The sequence below is a fragment of the Stenotrophomonas indicatrix genome, assembly GCF_002750975.1.
Lineage (GTDB): Bacteria > Pseudomonadota > Gammaproteobacteria > Xanthomonadales > Xanthomonadaceae > Stenotrophomonas > Stenotrophomonas indicatrix.
In genome coordinates, this window is record NZ_PEJS01000001.1 from 173,149 (window position 1) to 190,051 (window position 16,903).

The 16,903-nt window shown below is 67.1% G+C and carries 10 protein-coding genes; 6 read left to right on the forward strand and 4 right to left on the reverse strand.

What is annotated here, in order from left to right; translation table 11 throughout:
* The first annotated feature begins 44 nt into the window (after positions 1–44).
* The gene (locus CR918_RS00835) at positions 45–764 is read left to right on the forward strand and encodes a response regulator transcription factor (RefSeq protein WP_025878436.1); all 720 of its coding nucleotides are present in this window, start codon (positions 45–47) and stop codon (positions 762–764) included.
* Entirely contained in the window at positions 761–2,233 is a 1,473-nt protein-coding gene (locus CR918_RS00840) for a sensor histidine kinase (RefSeq protein ID WP_049466079.1), read from the forward strand. Before CR918_RS00835 ends, CR918_RS00840 begins: the two co-directional genes overlap by 4 nt.
* Here the strand turns inward: CR918_RS00840 and CR918_RS00845 are convergent.
* Complete coding sequence (locus tag CR918_RS00845; protein WP_099841841.1) at positions 2,230–3,573, reverse strand: ATP-binding protein; 1,344 nt, start codon at positions 3,571–3,573, stop codon at positions 2,230–2,232. The two genes, CR918_RS00840 and CR918_RS00845, sit on opposite strands and share 4 nt — an antisense overlap.
* Positions 3,570–4,259: a winged helix-turn-helix domain-containing protein gene (locus CR918_RS00850; RefSeq protein WP_099841842.1), complete on the reverse strand. Its 690-nt coding sequence runs from the start codon at positions 4,257–4,259 to the stop codon at positions 3,570–3,572. The genes CR918_RS00845 and CR918_RS00850 overlap by 4 nt, the downstream gene beginning before the upstream one ends.
* Before the next feature lie 345 nt (positions 4,260–4,604).
* On the opposite strand from CR918_RS00850, the gene asnB reads away from it, so the two are divergent.
* Positions 4,605–6,506 carry an asparagine synthase (glutamine-hydrolyzing) gene (gene asnB, locus CR918_RS00855; RefSeq protein ID WP_099841843.1) on the forward strand — a complete coding sequence of 634 codons (1,902 nt, stop codon included), beginning with the start codon at positions 4,605–4,607 and terminating at the stop codon, positions 6,504–6,506.
* 594 nt (positions 6,507–7,100) lie between these two features.
* Here asnB and queD read toward each other — a convergent pair.
* Complete coding sequence (queD, locus tag CR918_RS00860) at positions 7,101–7,463, reverse strand: 6-carboxytetrahydropterin synthase QueD (RefSeq protein WP_099841844.1); 363 nt, start codon at positions 7,461–7,463, stop codon at positions 7,101–7,103.
* 195 nt (positions 7,464–7,658) lie between these two features.
* On the opposite strand from queD, the gene CR918_RS00865 reads away from it, so the two are divergent.
* On the forward strand, positions 7,659–10,298 hold the full coding sequence (locus CR918_RS00865) for a TonB-dependent receptor (RefSeq protein ID WP_099841845.1): 2,640 nt from the start codon (positions 7,659–7,661) through the stop codon (positions 10,296–10,298).
* 64 nt (positions 10,299–10,362) lie between these two features.
* Positions 10,363–12,957: a M14 family zinc carboxypeptidase gene (locus CR918_RS00870; protein ID WP_099841846.1), complete on the forward strand. Its 2,595-nt coding sequence runs from the start codon at positions 10,363–10,365 to the stop codon at positions 12,955–12,957.
* Between the two features lie 596 nt (positions 12,958–13,553).
* Here CR918_RS00870 and CR918_RS00875 read toward each other — a convergent pair.
* Entirely contained in the window at positions 13,554–14,969 is a 1,416-nt protein-coding gene (locus CR918_RS00875) for a DEAD/DEAH box helicase (protein WP_099841847.1), read from the reverse strand.
* A gap of 944 nt (positions 14,970–15,913) precedes the next feature.
* On the opposite strand from CR918_RS00875, the gene CR918_RS00890 reads away from it, so the two are divergent.
* Entirely contained in the window at positions 15,914–16,903 is a 990-nt protein-coding gene (locus tag CR918_RS00890; protein ID WP_025878446.1) for a fumarylacetoacetate hydrolase family protein, read from the forward strand.

Sequence of the window (16,903 nt, forward strand, 5' to 3'; positions counted from 1 at the left end):
CGCGCCACAATGCGGGCAGCCTCCCCACTGGCCCGAAGCTGCCGATGTCCGCCAAACGTGTCCTGATCGTTGAAGACGATGCCCACATCGCCGACCTGCTGCGCATGCACCTGGGTGATGAGGGCTATGAAGTCGCACACGCCGCCAGCGGCGATGCCGGCCTGCGCCTGATCGAACAGGAAGGTCCGTGGGATGCACTGGTACTGGACGTGATGCTGCCGGGCGTGGACGGCCTGCAGGTCTGCCAGCGCGCACGGGCGATGGCGCGCTACGTGCCGATCATCATCATCAGCGCACGTGGCAGCGAAACCCAGCGCATCGTCGGCCTGGAACTGGGCGCGGACGACTACCTGGCCAAGCCGTTCTCGATGCCGGAACTGGTGGCGCGCGTGCGTGCGCTGCTGCGCCGCGCCGAAGCCATGGCACAGAACGCGCGCATCGATGCCGGGGCGATCGAACTCGGGGGGCTGCGGCTGGACCCGGTCGCGCGTACTGCCGCCGTCGATGGCAATGCACTGGAACTGACCCCGCGCGAGTTCGAACTGCTGCTGTTCTTCGCCCGCCACCCGGACCAGGTGTTTGCGCGGATGGAACTGCTCAACCAGGTCTGGGGCTACCAGCACGACGGTTACGAGCACACGGTCAACACCCACATCAACCGCCTGCGCAGCAAGATCGAGACCGACCCGGGCAACCCGCGGCGCCTGCTGACGGTGTGGGGGCGCGGTTACAAGCTGGTCGACCCGGCCGGGGCGGCCGCATGATCAAGCCGAACCTGTGGCAGAAACTGGCGCTGGTGATGTCGGCGCTGATGCTGACGTGCTGCATGGCGCTGCTGGCGTGGCAGATGCGCACCAATACCCGGCATGAGCAGGAAGTGGTGCAGCGCCTGTCGCTTGGATTGGCCGAGCACATCGCCCAGCGCAGCGAACTGATGGACACCAGCGGCATGCGCGATGCAGCGGTGCGCGCATTGTTCGGCCAGCTGATGGCGGTCAACCCCAGTGTCGAGGTGTACCTGCTGGATGAGCAGGGTCGCATCCTCGGCCACGATGCGCCCAGCGGCCACCTGGTGCGCAGCCGGGTGGACGTGGCACCGCTGCGGCGCCTGCTGTCCGGTGCGCCGCTGCCGATCCTCGGTGACGATCCCCGCAGTGCCGATGGCCGCAAGGTGTTCAGTGTCGCGCCGCTGGTGGTGCAGGGTCGGCAGGCGGGTTACGTGTACGTGGTACTGGTGGGCGAACACCGGCAGATGCTGGCCGACGATCTGGCCGCCGGCAGCCAATGGCACACCACGCTGTGGTCGGTGCTGTTGATCGGCGGGCTGGGCCTGCTTGCCGGCCTGGTGGCCTTCTACTGGGTGACCCGGCCCCTGCGCCAGGTCACCCGGCGCATACAGGCCTTCGACATCGACGCACCGACGCCACTGCCCGCGCCGGTACCGCTGCGCGCGGGTGAGCGCGATGAACTGAAGATCCTCGAACATGCCCATTCGCAGATGGCACAGCGGCTGGGCGAGCAGTGGCAGCAGCTGCGCCAGCAGGACCTGCAGCGCCGCGAACTGGTGGCCAACATCTCGCACGACCTGCGCACGCCGTTGTCCTCGCTGCACGGTTACCTGGAAACGCTGGCGCTGAAAGAAGCCACGCTGTCGCCGCAGGAGCGTCGTCGCTATCTCGGTATCGCGCTGGCGCAGAGCGCCAAGGTCGGCCGTCTGGCCCGGGCGTTGTTTGAACTGGCGCGGCTGGAGCACGGTGAAGTGCGGCTGGAGTGGGAAGTGTTCGCGCTGCCGGAACTGCTGCAGGACGTACTGCAGAAGTTCGAGCTGGCCGCGCAGGCACGTGGGCAGCGCCTGCACGCTGATTTCCCGCCGGGCCTGCCGCTGGTGCGCGCCGACCTGGGTCTTGTGGAGCGCGTGCTGACAAATCTGCTCGACAACGCGCTGCGGCATGCCCCGGACGGGGGCCGTGTGCAGGTGCAGCTGTCGGCGCTGCCCGACAGTGTGCAGGTGGCGGTGCAGGACGATGGCCCCGGGGTGCCGCCGGCGCTGCGTGGGCAACTGTTCCAGGCGCCGGCGGCACTGGGCGCGCGGCGTGGCGAGAACGGCGGGCTCGGCCTGCTGATCGTGCAGCGCATCGTGCAGTTGCATGGCCGCCGTATCGAACTGCGCGACAGCGAACAGGGCGCGCTGTTCGTGTTCGCTTTGCCGCGTGCCGATGCCGAGGCGAACTAGACGTTGTCTGCCGGTGGCGGCACACCGCTTTCCATCGGCAGCAGCAGCCGGATGCAGGCACCGCCGAGCACCGAATCGGCCACTTCCACGTGGCCGCGATGCTTGTCCGCCACCACCTGCACCAGCGCCAGGCCCAGCCCGAAGCCCGGGCTGGCCAGGTCCAGCCGCACGTAGGGCTGCAGCACCTGGCTGCGCAGTTCGACGGCGATGCCGGGGCCGTCGTCCTCCACCTGCAGGCACAGCCATCCCTCGTTGAGCGTGCTGACGATGCGGATCTGCCGGCGCGCATAGCGCAGCGCGTTGCCCAGCAGGTTGCGCAGCGCCAGTTCCAGCATGTGCCGGTTGACGTTGACCAGCCCTGCCGGTGACAGGTCCTGCTGCACCGGTATCGTCAGTGGTGCGAACTGCTCGACCACGCCGCGTACCAGCGCGGCCAGTTGCAGGCGCTGCCGGGTGACCTGATGGCAGCGGCCGAGCGCGGCGTACTCGACACCCGCATCGGTCAAGTGCTGCAACCGGTCGATGTCGATGCGCAGGCCGGACAGCGCATCGCGCTGGGCGTCGTCCAGTCCGGTGTCTTCCAGGTCGGCCAGGCCGAAGCGCATGCGTGCCAGCGGTGTGCGTACTTCGTGCGCCACCGCCTGGGCCAGCACGCGCTGGCTGTCCAGCAGCAGCTGCAGCTGTTCGGCCATGTGGTTGAACGCCTTGGCCAATGGCCGCACCAGCGCGGTACCGGCGCGTGGCGCCCGGCTGTCGAGTTGGCCATCGCGCATCCGTCGTGCGGTCTGCGCCAGCTGCGAGACATCGCGCCACAACCGGTAGACCATCACGTACATCGGCAATGCCACCGCCACCATCAGGATCAGCAGGATGATGGCCACGCCGGAGGCTTCGCTGTCCTGCCAGCCTTCTTCGGGCAGGGCCTGGTCCAGCGGCCCCAGGATCAGCGCACTGCTGCTGTTGCCGACGCGCTGCAGGCTGCGCATGCTGTCCAGCTCGATCTGCACGTGTCCGTTGAGCAGGCCCTTGCGCTGTTTCGCCGGCAGTATCGCGGCAGCTTCGGTCAGCGGCATCAGCTGCAGCGGATAGGCGAAATCGCTGTCCAACTGTTGCGCCAGGGCTGGCCACTGCGCCGGCGGCGTTTCGGCGAAGCGATGTTGCAGCATGGCGTGCGGGCCGCGCATTTCCGCCTGCAGGCTGGCCTCGGTGCGGTCTTCCAGCAGCGCATCCCAGGCCCACAGCCCGAGCACGATCAGCAGCAGATGGGCGGTGAGGAAACCGATGCCGTAGCGCAGGAAGTGGAAGGCATGGCCACGCATGGCCGACGACGGATGCTTCATCCCCATGCCGATCGGCTGAACAGGTAACCACGGCCGCGCACGGTCTTGATCCGCTCGGGCTGCTCCGGGTTGTCGCCGAGCTTGCGCCGCAGGCGCGAGATGCGTGCGTCGATCGACCGATCCAGGCCATCGAAGGCGATGCCGCGCAGGCCACGCAGCAGCGCATCGCGGTCGAGGATCTGGCCCGCGTTGCCGGCCAGCAGGAACAGCAGGTCGAACTCGGCGGTGGTCAGCTCCAGCAGGCGGCCCTGCAGGTGCACGTTGCGGGTGGACGGGTCGATGCTCAGTTCACCGAAACGCAGGGCGCCATCGCGTGGCTCGACCCGGCGGTGGCGGCGCAGGTGGGCGCGCAGCCGGGCCAGCAGCACCCGTGGTTCGATCGGCTTGTCGATGTAGTCGTCGGCGCCCAGCTCCAGCCCCAGCACCTGGTCGATGTTGTCGGTGCGGGCGCTCAGCACGCAGATGATCCCGTCATAGTGGGGCCGGATCTGCCGACACACTTCGAAACCATCCTGGCCCGGCAGACCGATGTCGAGCAGGACCAGCGCCGGCTTCTCGCTGAGGATCCGGGCGATCGCGCGCTGGCCGCAGCGTTCGTGGGCGACCTGGTAACCGTGGCGCTTCAGGTAGTCGCTGACCATCGTGCCCAGCCGAGCGTCGTCTTCAACCAGTACGATATCCAGCATCTACAAGGCCTCCGGGGTGCTTCCGTACCGCCGTGGCACGAGCGCGGCGATGCTATCCCAGCTGCCGGGCCGCTCGGGTCCAGGGAGCGGGCGCCATTCAGCCGGGGTTGCTGGCGCGCGGGCCGGGCCTCAGGCCGGGCAACGACTTGGCCGCACGGTAGCAATCGGGTTGTTACAAAACGTTACGCAAGCCGCGCCTGCGGTGACGGTCGCTGACAGCGCTACGACTGACGTGGCGCTCGGCGGGGCCGAGCATGGCAGCTCTCCCCATCCGCGTGCCGTCCTCATGCCGTCCGCCTCCTGTCCCGCGCTTTTCCTTGAATGCCCTTGCCATGGAGGCCAGCGATGAGCGGCGTGGTCGGGGCCTGGCTGCCGCCTGCCGACGATGAGCAGCTGCTGCAGCAGCTGGCGCCGATGCTGCGGGCGCTGCAGCAGCGCGGCCGCGGTCGCATCGGGTACTGGACCGATGCCGACGCAGGGCTGGCCCTCGGTCATTGCCGTGCGCCGACCGACATGCCGTTGCAGCCGCTCAGCTCCAGCTGCGGGCGCTACGTGCTGTGCCTGGATGGCCGCATCTACAACCGCGCGGCCCTGCAGTCGCAGCTGCGCGACCTGCCACGCAGTTGCGCCGATGCACGCCTGTTGCTGCAGGCCGTCGTCGAGTGGGGCGTGCAGCGTGCGCTGTCGCGCATCGAAGGGGCATTTGCGTTCAGCGTCTGGGACCGCCACGCGCATGAGCTCTGGCTGGCGCGCGACCCGGTCGGCGAACGGCCGTTGTATTACGGCTGGTACCAGGGCCAGTTCCTGTTCGCTTCGGAGTTGAAGGCGCTGCAGGCCTTTGCCGGATTCGCTCCCAGCATCGACCAGGATGCATTGAGCCTGCTGTTGCGCCATGACTATGTGCCGGCGCCGCACACCATCTATCGCGGCATCCGCAAGCTGGTGGCCGGGGCGATGCTGCGCGTGGACCTCAACGATCATGCCGCCGGCGGATCAATGCAGGCCACGCAGGGCGGCCATCGCTACTGGTGCGCGCGCGATGCGATGCAATCCGCGCTGCAGCAGCCGTTGCAGCCGGCGCCCAGCCTGGAGCAGGCCACCGACCAGTTGGAGGTGGTGCTGCAGCAGGCGATCGCCACGCGCATGCATTCACCCGTGGCCTGCGGTGCATTCCTGTCCGGTGGCACCGATTCGTCGCTGGTGGTGGCGATGATGCAGGCGCAGTCGGCGTTGCCGGTGGAAGCATGGACGGTGGGTTTCGACGACCCCGGTCACGACGAGAGCGACTGGGCCTCGCAGGTGGCCCGCCACCTGGGCGTGCATCACCACCTGCACAGGATGGACAGCCGGCAGGGCCTGGAACTGCTGCAACGCTTGCCGCAGGTCTGGTGCGAACCGTTCGCCGATGCCTCGCAGCTGCCCACCCTGCTGGCCAGCGAGCTGCTCGGCGCGCGCAAGCCGGTGGCGCTGACCGGCGACGGCGGCGATGAGCTGTTCTTCGGCCACCCCAGCTATGGCCGCGCGCTGCGCAATGCGCGCCTGTGCGGTGGCCTGCCGGACTGGGTACGTGATCTTGCGCGGCGTGGCAGCAGCCGCTTGAACGTCGAGCGTGGTCGGCTTGGCGGTTGGCGCGCACTGGTGGCCGAGGTGGCCGCCAACGACGTGGAGGGGCATTACCTGCAGCGCGTCACCCGCTGGCGGCAACCGACCCAGGTGGTATTGGGGGCGCGCGAGCCGGCGACGATCTTCCAGCAGCAGGACACCGCACTGCCGGCGGAAGCGCGCATCCAGCTGCTGGATTTCCGCATGGACCTGGCCGAGGGGATCCTTGCCAAGGTCGACCGTGCCGGCATGGCGGCCGGCGTGGAGACGCGCTCGCCGTTGCTGGACATGGAGGTCATACGCCTGGCCTGGCGCCTGCCGCAGCACTTGAAGTACCACGACGGTGAGCACAAGCGGATCCTCAAGCATCTGCTGGCGCGCTACCTGCCCGCGCCGCTGGTCTATCGCCCCAAGCGCGGTTTCGGCCCACCGATGGCACGCTGGCTGGCCGGCCCGCTGCGCGACTGGGCGGAAGCGTTGCTCGACCCGCAGCTGCTGCGCAACCAGGGATGCTTCGATGCGGTACGCGTGCGCGCGATCTGGGAGGCGTTCCTGCGCGGCGAGCGCAAATGGCATACGCACCTGTGGAACGTGTTGATGTTCCAGGCGTGGTACCAGCACTGGCACGGCAATCGCGGGCGCTGAGCGTGCCTTCGTGGCGCCCGGTTGATCCATTCTGCGCAGCGCAGGGCGGAGGCCCTTGCGTGCGAATGTCCTCCGGCGCCGGCCTGCGGCCACCGCCTCCCCCTTTACTTCGCACGCAAGGGCCTCCGCCCTGCGTCCGGAGCTCGTCGGCGTCTCATTGAAGGGCCGTCGCGAGCGCTGCATCTGCGCGCCTGGTGCCGCAAGCCGAGCCTCGTCGGGGCAGGTGGGGGTTTGGGCAAAGTAAAGGAGGAGGTGGCGGCCAACGGCCGGCGCCGGGGGACATTTGCCCAGGCCCCCACCTGCCCCGACGGGGCCCTTCAGATCGCAGAGACCCGGACGAAGACGCGCTCGAGAATCCAGACGCCAGGCAAAAAAAGACCCGGCAGAGGGAGGGATCTGCCGGGTCCGGATTGCATGGGGGGAGGGACCCATGCAATGAGCGTGGGCGTCGCGCCAGTGGCTGTTGCCTGCCAGTCGCATCCGCCGTGCATTTGCATTGATGCAATGCAGCATACGCCGATCATGCGGCAATGCAACAAAAATCACGAAGGCGCCATCTCTGGCGCCTTGAGGCCTTTCAGATCAATGGGTTGATCAGGCGGCGGGGCCGCGGAAACGGCAGCCCGAGGTGCAGGTTTCGTGCACGGTGATCTCGCTCAATGCCGGCAGGGTGGGCTTGAGCTCGTTCCAGATCCACACGGCCAGGTTTTCGCTGGTCGGGTTCTCCAGGCCGGGGATGTCATTGAGGTAATGGTGGTCCAGGCGGTCGTAGATCGGCTGGAAAGCCGCCTTCACGTCACCGAAATCCATGATCCAGCCGGTCTGCGCGCCCGGCTCGCCCTCGACTTTCAGTTCCACCCGGAAGGAGTGGCCGTGCAGGCGCGCGCACTTGTGCCCCGGCGGCACGTTGGGGAGGCGGTGCGCCGCCTCGAGCATGAAGACTTTGAAGATTTCCATGGCGCGATTGTACGCCGCGGGCGGCCGATCAGCCCGGCTTTGCGTTGCCTTCCCGTGAAGAAATTCTTTCCATCCGGATGAAGAGATGATAGTTTCTCTTATATCCGTATGAAGAGATGTTATTGGCCGCGCCCCGGCCAGGCATGGATTACTGCGGAACTTACCTCGTCCTTCCACTACCTCCCCCACATCGTCATGCCCCAGCACACCCTGCTCGTGGCGGCCCTGGCCGTCGCTCTGGCCGCGCCTTTGTCTGCCGCCGCCGAAATCACCGCCGACGCCAGTGGCGAAGCCAGCACCCTGGCTGCCGTGCGCGTCACCGGTTCCAACATCAAACGCGCCGATACCGAAGCCTCCAACCCGGTGCAGGTGATCGGCCGCCAGCAGCTGGAACAGACCGCCAAGGCCACCGTGGCCGATGTGCTGCGCTCGATCTCGGCCAACACCGGCAACGCCAGCAACGAGACCACCAACAACGGTTGGGCCTCGGGCTCGGCCGGCATCGGCCTGCGCGGTCTTTCGCAGAAGAACACGCTGGTGCTGCTCAACGGCCGCCGCCTTGCCAACTACGGCTTCCCGGCCGGCGGCCTGTCGGACACCTTCGTCGATCTCAACGCGCTGCCGCTGGTGGCCGTCGAACGCATCGAAGTGCTCAAGGACGGTGCATCGGCGGTGTACGGCAGCGATGCGGTGGCCGGCGTGGTCAACATCATCACCCGGCAGAACTTCGAAGGCGCCGAGATCGGCGGCAGCTTCGGCGGCGCCGACCAGGGCGGCCTGCACGAGCAGAACCTGAAGTTCGTCGGTGGCCTGGGCGACATCGACAAGGACGGCTACAACATCCTCTTCAGCCTGCAGGGCTACAACCGCGAGCGTCTGGACCAGGACGAGCGCAATCTGACCACGAGCGGCATCTACAGCGACCAGCCCGGCGGCCGCTGGAACGGCTGGTCGGCCAAGGGTGCACGCTATCTGGTCAACGGCAACTCCGTGCCGATGCTCGATGCCAACGGCAACTGCCCCACCGGCACCACCCGCGTGGCCAGCGCGCCGATAGACGGCCTGGCCGGTGATACCTGCGGCTTCAACCAGGCCCCGTACACCACCCTGATTCCCTCCACCAAGCGCTACCAGGCCTACGCCAACGGCACGTTCCGCCTCGGCGACAACGTCGAAGCGTTCGGCGAAGTGCTGTACAGCCAGATCAAGAGTGCTGCCTGGTTCGGCAGCAGCCCGTTCTTCACCCTGGAAAGCGGTCGCTTCGCACTGAACGCGCAGACCGGCCTGGCCGAGCCGGTGTCGTCCAACCTGCCGGCCAGCAACCCGTACAACCCGTACGGCCGCGCGATCCCGATCGAATACACCTTCTTCGACCTCGGCGGCACCATCAAGACCAACCGGTCCACCGCCTATCGCGGTGTGTTCGGGCTGCGTGGCAACACCGAGAAGTGGGACTGGGAAGTGGCCGCGTTCGGCGCGCGCAGCAGCGAGCGCGAAACCGTCTCCGGCGGCTTCGCCAACCGCTGGGCGCTGGCCAACGCACTGGCCACCGGCAGCTACAACCTGCTGAACCCGGCCGCGACGCCGCAGTCGGTGCGCGATTCGATCAACATCGCCACCCTGCGTCCGGCCGAGTCGGTGCTGCAGGGCATCGATGCGAAGATCTCCGGCAGTCTCGGCCACACCTGGGCCGGCGACATCGGTTTCGCCGCCGGTGCCGAATGGCGCCGCGAGAAGCTTGATTCGAACAACCCGTGGCAGATCGATGCCGGCCTGCAGGTGCGCCCGGCAATCGCCGAAGTGCATGGCGAGCGCAAGGTCAGCGCCGCCTACGCCGAGGTCAACGTGCCGCTGGCCTCGACCCTGGAACTGTCCGCCGCCGCCCGCGCCGATCATTACGACGATTTCGGCGACGCGTTCTCGCCCAAGCTCGGCCTGCGCTGGCAGCCGCTGGATTTCCTGCTGGTGCGTGCCTCCGCGTCGAAGGGCTTCCGTGCACCGTCGCTGTCGGAGAACTCCAACAGCACCAGCATCGCCTACGGCAGCGTGGTCGATCCGCGTGATCCGGACGTGCCGGGCTCGCGGCAGAACCCGACCTTCTTCACCGTCGGCAACAGCGACCTGAAGCCGGAGCGCACCAAGAGCGTGAACTTCGGCGTGGTGCTGTCGCCATGGGCGAACACCAACCTGAGCATCGACTATTACCGTATCCAGCTGGACAACCTGGTCGGTACCAACAACACCCAGACCCTGGTCAACGACAACGTCGCCGGTGCCGTGCAGCGCGATGAGCGCGGCAAGCTGCAGGCGGTCTACAACCGCTACCAGAACCTGAGCGAGCTGAAGACTTCGGGCATCGACGTCGAGCTGCGCCAGCGCATCCCGACCACCGCCTTCGGTGACTTCACCGTGACCTCGGCCTACACCCACGTGCGCGACTACCGGCGCCCGACCGTGGTCGGTGGCCCGCTGGTGGACTATGCCGGCAGCAACCTCGGCGCCACCCTGCCGAAGAACAAGGCCACCACCACCCTGGACTGGAAGTACAGCGACTACACCGCCGCGGTGACCTGGTACTACACCAGTGGCTACGACCAGAAGGCCAGCACCGCTGCCGCTGCGGTGCAGAGCCGCGTAGACGCCTACAACCAGTTCGATCTCTACCTGGGCTACACCGGCATCGACAACCTGACCGTGTACGCCAAGGTGCAGAACCTGGGTGACAAGACACCGCCGTACGATGCCTCGTTCCCGGGCATCCGCGCGCCGTACGACTTCAGCCAGTACGACCTGCGTGGCCGCTACTTCACGCTGGGCTTCGACTACCGCTTCTGATCCACCCGCCGCGGCCGGCCACCCTGTGTGGCCGGCCGTGTTGCCATGTTCCAGGGGAGTCACCGTGTCCTTCCACCGCCGTGCCGTTTTCCCGTTGTTGCTCGCCGTCGCCACCGCCGTATCGTTGCCGCCGGCGGTACATGCGCAGAGCGGCTATTTCTTCCCGCAGACCACCGATGCCGCGGCATTCGATACCGCCATTCCCACGCCGGAGCAGTTCCTCGGCTATCCGATCGGCAGCCGCTACACCCGCCATGACCAGCTGGTGGCTTACTTCCAGGAGCTGGCCAAGCACTCGGACAAGATCAGCGTGCGCGAGATCGGCCGCAGCTATGAGGGCCGACCGCTGCTGATCGCCACGGTCACTGCTGCAGGCAACCACGCGCGGCTGGAACAGATCCGCCAGCAGCACGCGACCCTGGCCGATCCGGCGCAGCCGCGCAGCGCTGCCGGTGGCAGCCCGGTGGTGGTGTGGCTGGGCTACAGCGTGCACGGCAACGAGACCTCCAGCGGCGAAGCGGCGATGCTGACCGCCTACTACCTGGTGGCCAACCGCAGCGCGGAAACGCAGCAGTGGCTGCAGCAGGCAGTGGTGCTGTTCGACCCGGCGCAGAATCCCGACGGCCGCGATCGCGCCGCCAACTGGCACAACGCCTGGGCGTCCGATCCGGCCTCGGCCGATCCGGCCGACAAGGAACACGTCGAACCGTTCCCGCAGGGCCGTACCAACCACTACTTCACCGATCTCAACCGCGATTGGCTGGCACTGACACAGCAGGATTCGCGGCCGAAGGTGGCGCAGTTCCACCAGTGGTACCCGAACGTGCAGATCGACTTCCACGAAATGGGCAAGGACAGCACGTACTACTTCGAGCCATCGCCGAAGAGCATGCATAGTCCGTTGATCCCGGCAGCATCGTACGAGTTCAACAAGACCCTGGCCAAGTACCACGCCCAGGCGCTCGATGCGCTGGGTTCGCTGTACTACACCGGTGAGAACTTCGACAATTTCTCGCCCGTGTACGGCTCGACCTATCCGGATTTCCACGGCGCGGTCGGCGTCACGGTGGAGCAGGCCAGTTCGCGCGGTCGCGTGCAGGAATCGGTGAATGGCCTGCTGACGTTCCCGTTCACCATCCGCAACCAGGTTGCCACCGGGTTGGGTACGGTGCGCGGTGCGGTGACCGAGCGCAGCGCGCTGTTCGATCTGCAGAAGAGTTTCTTCCAGAGCGCGCTGAAGCAGGCCGCACAACAGCCGGTGAAGAGCTTCGTGTTCGGCGACGCGCATGATCCGGCATTGACCCGACGCCTGCTGGAACTGCTGTTGCTGCACAGGATTGAAGTGCATGCACTGGACCGCGCTGTCAGCGTAGATGGCCAGCGTTTCGAAGCGGGCAGCGCCTACGTGGTGCCGGTGCAGCAGGCGCAGTTCCGCCTGGTCCATTCGATCTTCGCCGAGACCCCGCCGATCAAGGGCGACGTGTTCTACGGCAGCACCAGCTACGCGATCGCCCCGGCCTACGGCGTGGCTTTTGCCGGCAGCCGCAGCCGCATCGATGGCGGCGCCCGCGTGGTCGAGGTTCCCGCAGTGCAGGGCGGGCTGACCGGCGGTGAAGCGGGCTTCGCCTACGTGATCGACTGGCGCGACTACAACGCGGGCCGCGCACTGGCCGCCCTGCAGGCCAAGGGCTTGTCCACGCGTGCCACCTTCCAGCCGTTCACCGCGGCCACCGCACAAGGTGAGGTGGCCTTTGCCGGGGGCAGCATCGTGGTACCGGTGTCCGGGCAGCCGCTGCAGGGTGCGGCGTTGCAGGAGGCGGTCGCCGCCGCCGCGCGGGCCGCCGGTGTGCAGGTGCATGCGCTGGCCAGCGGTCGCAGCCGCGATGGCATCGACCTTGGCAGTGACGGCGTCAAGGCACTGCGCAAGCCCGCCGTCGCGCTGGTGATGGGCGAGGGCGTGGCAGCCACCGAAATCGGTTCGGCCTGGTTCCTGCTCGACCAGCAGCTGCGCCTGCCGGCCAGCAAGCTGGACCCGCAGCAGTTGGGCAAGGTATCGCTGGACCGCTACACCACGATCGTGCTGTCCGGCGGCACCTATGCCGGCATCGACGCGGGCGCGGTAGCGGCATTGAAGCGCTGGATCCAGGCCGGCGGGTCACTGGTCACCTATGGCAGCGCGTCGAAGTGGGCGATCGAACAGAAACTTGCCGACGGCGAGAAGCTGGGCAAGGACGAGGAAGCAACAGACACCGCGCGCCGCGCCTTCGGTGACCAGCGCGATATCGCCGCGATCGAGCGTGTCAGCGGCAACATCCTCAGCGCCGACGTCGACCCCAGTCATCCTTTGGCGTTCGGCGTGCCGCGCCGGCAACTGGCGATCAACAAGGAGAACACGGTCATCCTGCAGCCGAGCACGAACGGGTTTTCCACGGTGGTGCGGATCGACGACACACCGCGGGTGAACGGGTATCTGTCCGAGCGCAACCGCAGTCGCGTAGCGGGCAGCGCGTGGCTGCTGGTGTCAGCGCAGGGGCAGGGCAACGTGATCCTGTTTGCTGATGATCCGGCGCATCGCAAGTACTGGCATGGCACTGATCGGATGCTGATCAACGCGGTCTTCTTCGGGAATCTGGTGAATCCGAGTAAAGCGCGGGGTTGAGGCATTACGCGCCGAACTGACGCTGGGATTGGGAGGACGGATGGGCCGCGCAGGACACGCCGCAAGTACGTCCGTGTAGGCTCGTAGGCGCCATCCATGGCGCCTGCGGTCCTGCGCGGCCCATCCGTCCTCCCCAGACAGTTTCCTGCGGGCGCGGATGCATCAAACCCAAGGCGGGAGCAAGGGCAAAAGCAAAAGCTGGAATTCCGGCTTTTGCTTTTGTCTTTGAATTGATCCTTCTTCTCTCGGCTACCCGGCGGGACAAGTAGGCGCTGGAAATGTCTGAAGCGTTGGGGAGCGGGGGCGGTGCAAAACCGCAGGCGCCATGGGCCCGAGGCATGCCCCGGGCGGGTTGGGCAGGACGCCCAACCCCGGTCTTGCCGTGTGCGCAGGACAGCGCACACGAGCAAGGCGCCTACGAGCTTACATGGATGTATCTACAGCGTGTTCTGCGTCGCCCCCGCTCCTTAACGCCCACACAGAACCAACCGCGTGCTCTCACACCGGGTAGCCAGCAACAAAAAAGGACGGCGCGTCAGCGCCGTCCCTCGATAAGCCCCCCGCGCAGCGGGAGACGCCGTCCCTGTCAGCTGGGATCAGCCGGCGCGACCGCCACCCTGGCCGCGGCCACGGCCGCCACCACTGTTGTTGCCGCCACCGCGACGCTGGCCCTGACCGGCACCTGCGCCTGCGCGCTGCTGGCCGTTGCCGGCGCCCTCGCGGCGGCCACCGCCGGCCTTCTTCGGGCCTGCATGGGCATGACGCGGCGCATCGCCGTGCGGACGGCGCGCGTGGGTCTTGCGCGGCACGCGCTCGCCGGTATCGGCCTCGGCCTTGCCCGGAGCACTGTTGCCCCAGCGGATCGGCGTCTGCAGCTCGAAGCCCGGCACATCGCGGATGTCCATGTCGCGGCCGAGCAGGCGCACGATCGCGCGCAGCAGCTTCACTTCATCCTGCGCCACCAGCGAAATCGCTTCACCGGTCGCACCGTTGCGGCCGGTACGGCCAATACGGTGCACGTAGTCTTCGGCCACCATCGGCAGATCGAAGTTGATCACCTTCGGCAGCTCGTTGATGTCGATGCCGCGCGCGGCGATATCGGTGGCCACCAGCACGGTGACACGGCCAGCCTTGAAGTCGCCGAGCGCACGCAGGCGCTGGCCCTGGCTCTTGTTGCCGTGGATCGCCGCGGTCTTGATGCCGGACTTTTCCAGGAACGCGGCCAGCTTGTCGCTGCCGTGCTTGGTGCGGGCAAACACCAGGGTCTGCTCGCGGCTGTCCTGCGCCAGCAGGTGCAGCAGCAGGTCGCGCTTGCGGCTGCCATCGACCGGGTGCACCTTGTGGGTGATGGTCTCGGCGACGGTATTCTTCGGCGTGACCTGGATCTGTTCCGGGTTGCGCATGAATTCCAGCGCCAACTGGCGGATGTTGTCCTCGAAGGTGGCCGAGAACAGCAGGGTCTGGCGGTTCTGCTTGGGCAGCTTGGCCAGGATGCGCTTGATCGAGGGCAGGAAGCCCATGTCCAGCATGCGGTCGGCTTCGTCCAGCACCAGCAGTTCAATGCCGGACAGGTCGATGCTGCGACGCTCCAGGTGGTCGATCAGGCGGCCCGGGCACGCAACCAGCAGATCCACGCCGCGACGCAGGATGTCAAGCTGGTTGCCCATGCCGACACCGCCGTAGATGCAGGCGCTGGGGATGCGCAGGTACTTGCTGTAACCGCGCAGGCTGTCATGCACCTGGGTGGCCAGTTCGCGGGTCGGTGCCAGGATCAGCGCGCGCGGCTTGCGCGGGCCGGTGCGCACTTCCTGCGAAGCGGTGCCCAGGTGCTGCAGCAGCGGCAGGCCGAACGCGGCGGTCTTGCCGGTACCGGTCTGTGCGCCGGCCAGCAGGTCGCGACCGGCCAGCACCAGCGGGATCGCCTGCTGCTGGATCGGGGTCGGGGTTTCGTAGCCCTGCTCGGCGAGCGCACGCAGCAGGAAGGGCGCAAGGCCCAAGGATTCAAAAGACATCGAGATTGCTCCAAGTACAGTTAACGCCTGTCCGAACGGACAGACGGGGGCAGATCAAACTGATCGGCTGACTCGGAGCGTTCCCGTGAACCGCGCTGCGAGAATTGGGTGCAGCCAACGCGAAGCGCAGGCTGGAATGCGTGACGAACGGCGTCGGAGTGGGGGCGGGCGATGGGGCGAACCCCGGTCGCCGGCGATCCCGGAGGGAAACGGACGGCCGCTGCAGACCCGCATAGTCTAACGGAAGGATGAGACCTGACGCAAAACAGGCTGTTCAGGTTGGGGGTTCGGCAGGGCTGCGCCCTGCACCCGCCGAATCGACGGCAACAGCAACAGCGGGCATACCGTGGGATGGCGGGGTGGGTCCGGTTGCGGGGGCCGCCGTGAATACGTCCATGTAGGCTCGGTCGCGCCATCCATGGCGCTCACGCCCCCGCAACCGGACCCACCCCGCCTTCGACGGTTTTCCGCGATCTGTCGGAATGGCAGGGCCCGCTCCTGGTGGGTGTCGACCTTGGTCGACACGGTAGATCCACGCCATGCGTGGATGCTCTTCGTTCAATTGTCGAAATATTCGATTTCGTTGGAAATTCATCCACGCATGGCGTGGATCTACCACCGTCATCGGGAAACTGTCGAGGGCGGGGCGGTATGGGGCTGCAGGACCGTTGGCGCCATGGATGGCGCCATCGAGCCCCCATGGATGGGTTTACGGCGTGTCCTGCAGCCCCATACCGCCCCGCCCAACCCACAGAAAACCCAGAGCCGGCTGTTGCAGTTGCTTTCGCGGTTGCCTTGGCTTTGGCCGTTGCCTCTGCCGGTGCAGGGTGCAACCCTGCCGCCCCCTCCTGCGCTAGGGTGAGGCGATGCCGCGCTGCAGCTTGGCTACGCTGCATATTTGATTACACTTGAAACTTGTTTGCCCACGACTCCGGACACCCACCATGAAGCTTGGTTCCTTGAAGGAAGGCGGCCGCGACGGCACCCTGATCGTCGTCTCGCGTGACCTGCGCCACGGCGTGCGCGCCACCGGCATCGCCGCCACCCTGCAGTTGGCTCTGGAGGACTGGAGCCATCTGGCCCCGCGTCTGAATGCGCTGTATGAGTCGCTCAATGCCGGTGACGCCGATGGCGTGTTCGACCTGGACCCGCAGGCCCTGGCCGCGCCGATGCCGCGCGCCTATGAATTCGTTGATGGCAGCGCCTACCTGCCGCACGTCGAGCGCGTACGTCGCGCCCGCGGCGCCGAGGTGCCGGAGAGCTTCTACAGTGATCCGCTGATGTACCAGGCCACCAGCGCCGGTTTCCATGGCCCGCGCGATGCGGTCAAGGTGGTCAGCGAGGACTACGGCATCGACCTGGAAGCCGAGATCGTGGTGATCACCGACGACGTGCCGATGGCGGCCACGCCCGAACAGGCGGCCGGCCACATCCAGCTGATCGGCCTGGTGAACGACGTCTCGCTGCGCAACCTGATCCCGGGCGAACTGGCCAAGGGCTTCGGCTTCCTGCAGTCCAAGCCGCGCTCGGCGTTGTCGCCGGTGTTCGTCACTCCCGACGAACTGGGCGCTGCCTGGCAGGACAGCAAGGTGCACCTGCCGCTGCTGACCCACATCAACGGGACGTGGTTCGGTGCGCCGGAAGCGGGTGTCGACATGCAGTTCAACTTCGCCCAGCTGGTCGCGCACGCGGCGAAGACGCGGCCGCTCAGTGCCGGCACCATCGTCGGCTCGGGCACCATCGCCAACGAAGACACCAGCAAGGGGGCGTCGTGCTTCGCCGAACAGCGCGTGGTGGAAACCCTGCGCGACGGCAAGCCGAGCACGCCGTTCATGTCCTTCGGCGACGTGGTGCGCATCGAGATGCTCGATGCCGCCGGCAACAGCATCTTCGGTGCGATCGAGCAGCGCATCGAACAGGCGGCCAAGCCCTGA

Bases quoted from the DNA above. Each gene is read 5' to 3' on its own strand.
- CR918_RS00835 (WP_025878436.1), top strand. From the start codon at position 45: ATGTCCGCCAAACGTGTCCTGATCGTTGAAGACGATGCCCACATCGCC.
- CR918_RS00840 (WP_049466079.1), top strand. From the start codon at position 761: ATGATCAAGCCGAACCTGTGGCAGAAACTGGCGCTGGTGATGTCGGCG.
- CR918_RS00845 (WP_099841841.1), bottom strand. From the start codon at position 3,573: ATGAAGCATCCGTCGTCGGCCATGCGTGGCCATGCCTTCCACTTCCTG.
- CR918_RS00850 (WP_099841842.1), bottom strand. From the start codon at position 4,259: ATGCTGGATATCGTACTGGTTGAAGACGACGCTCGGCTGGGCACGATG.
- asnB (WP_099841843.1), top strand. From the start codon at position 4,605: ATGAGCGGCGTGGTCGGGGCCTGGCTGCCGCCTGCCGACGATGAGCAG.
- queD (WP_099841844.1), bottom strand. From the start codon at position 7,463: ATGGAAATCTTCAAAGTCTTCATGCTCGAGGCGGCGCACCGCCTCCCC.
- CR918_RS00865 (WP_099841845.1), top strand. From the start codon at position 7,659: ATGCCCCAGCACACCCTGCTCGTGGCGGCCCTGGCCGTCGCTCTGGCC.
- CR918_RS00875 (WP_099841847.1), bottom strand. From the start codon at position 14,969: ATGTCTTTTGAATCCTTGGGCCTTGCGCCCTTCCTGCTGCGTGCGCTC.
- CR918_RS00890 (WP_025878446.1), top strand. From the start codon at position 15,914: ATGAAGCTTGGTTCCTTGAAGGAAGGCGGCCGCGACGGCACCCTGATC.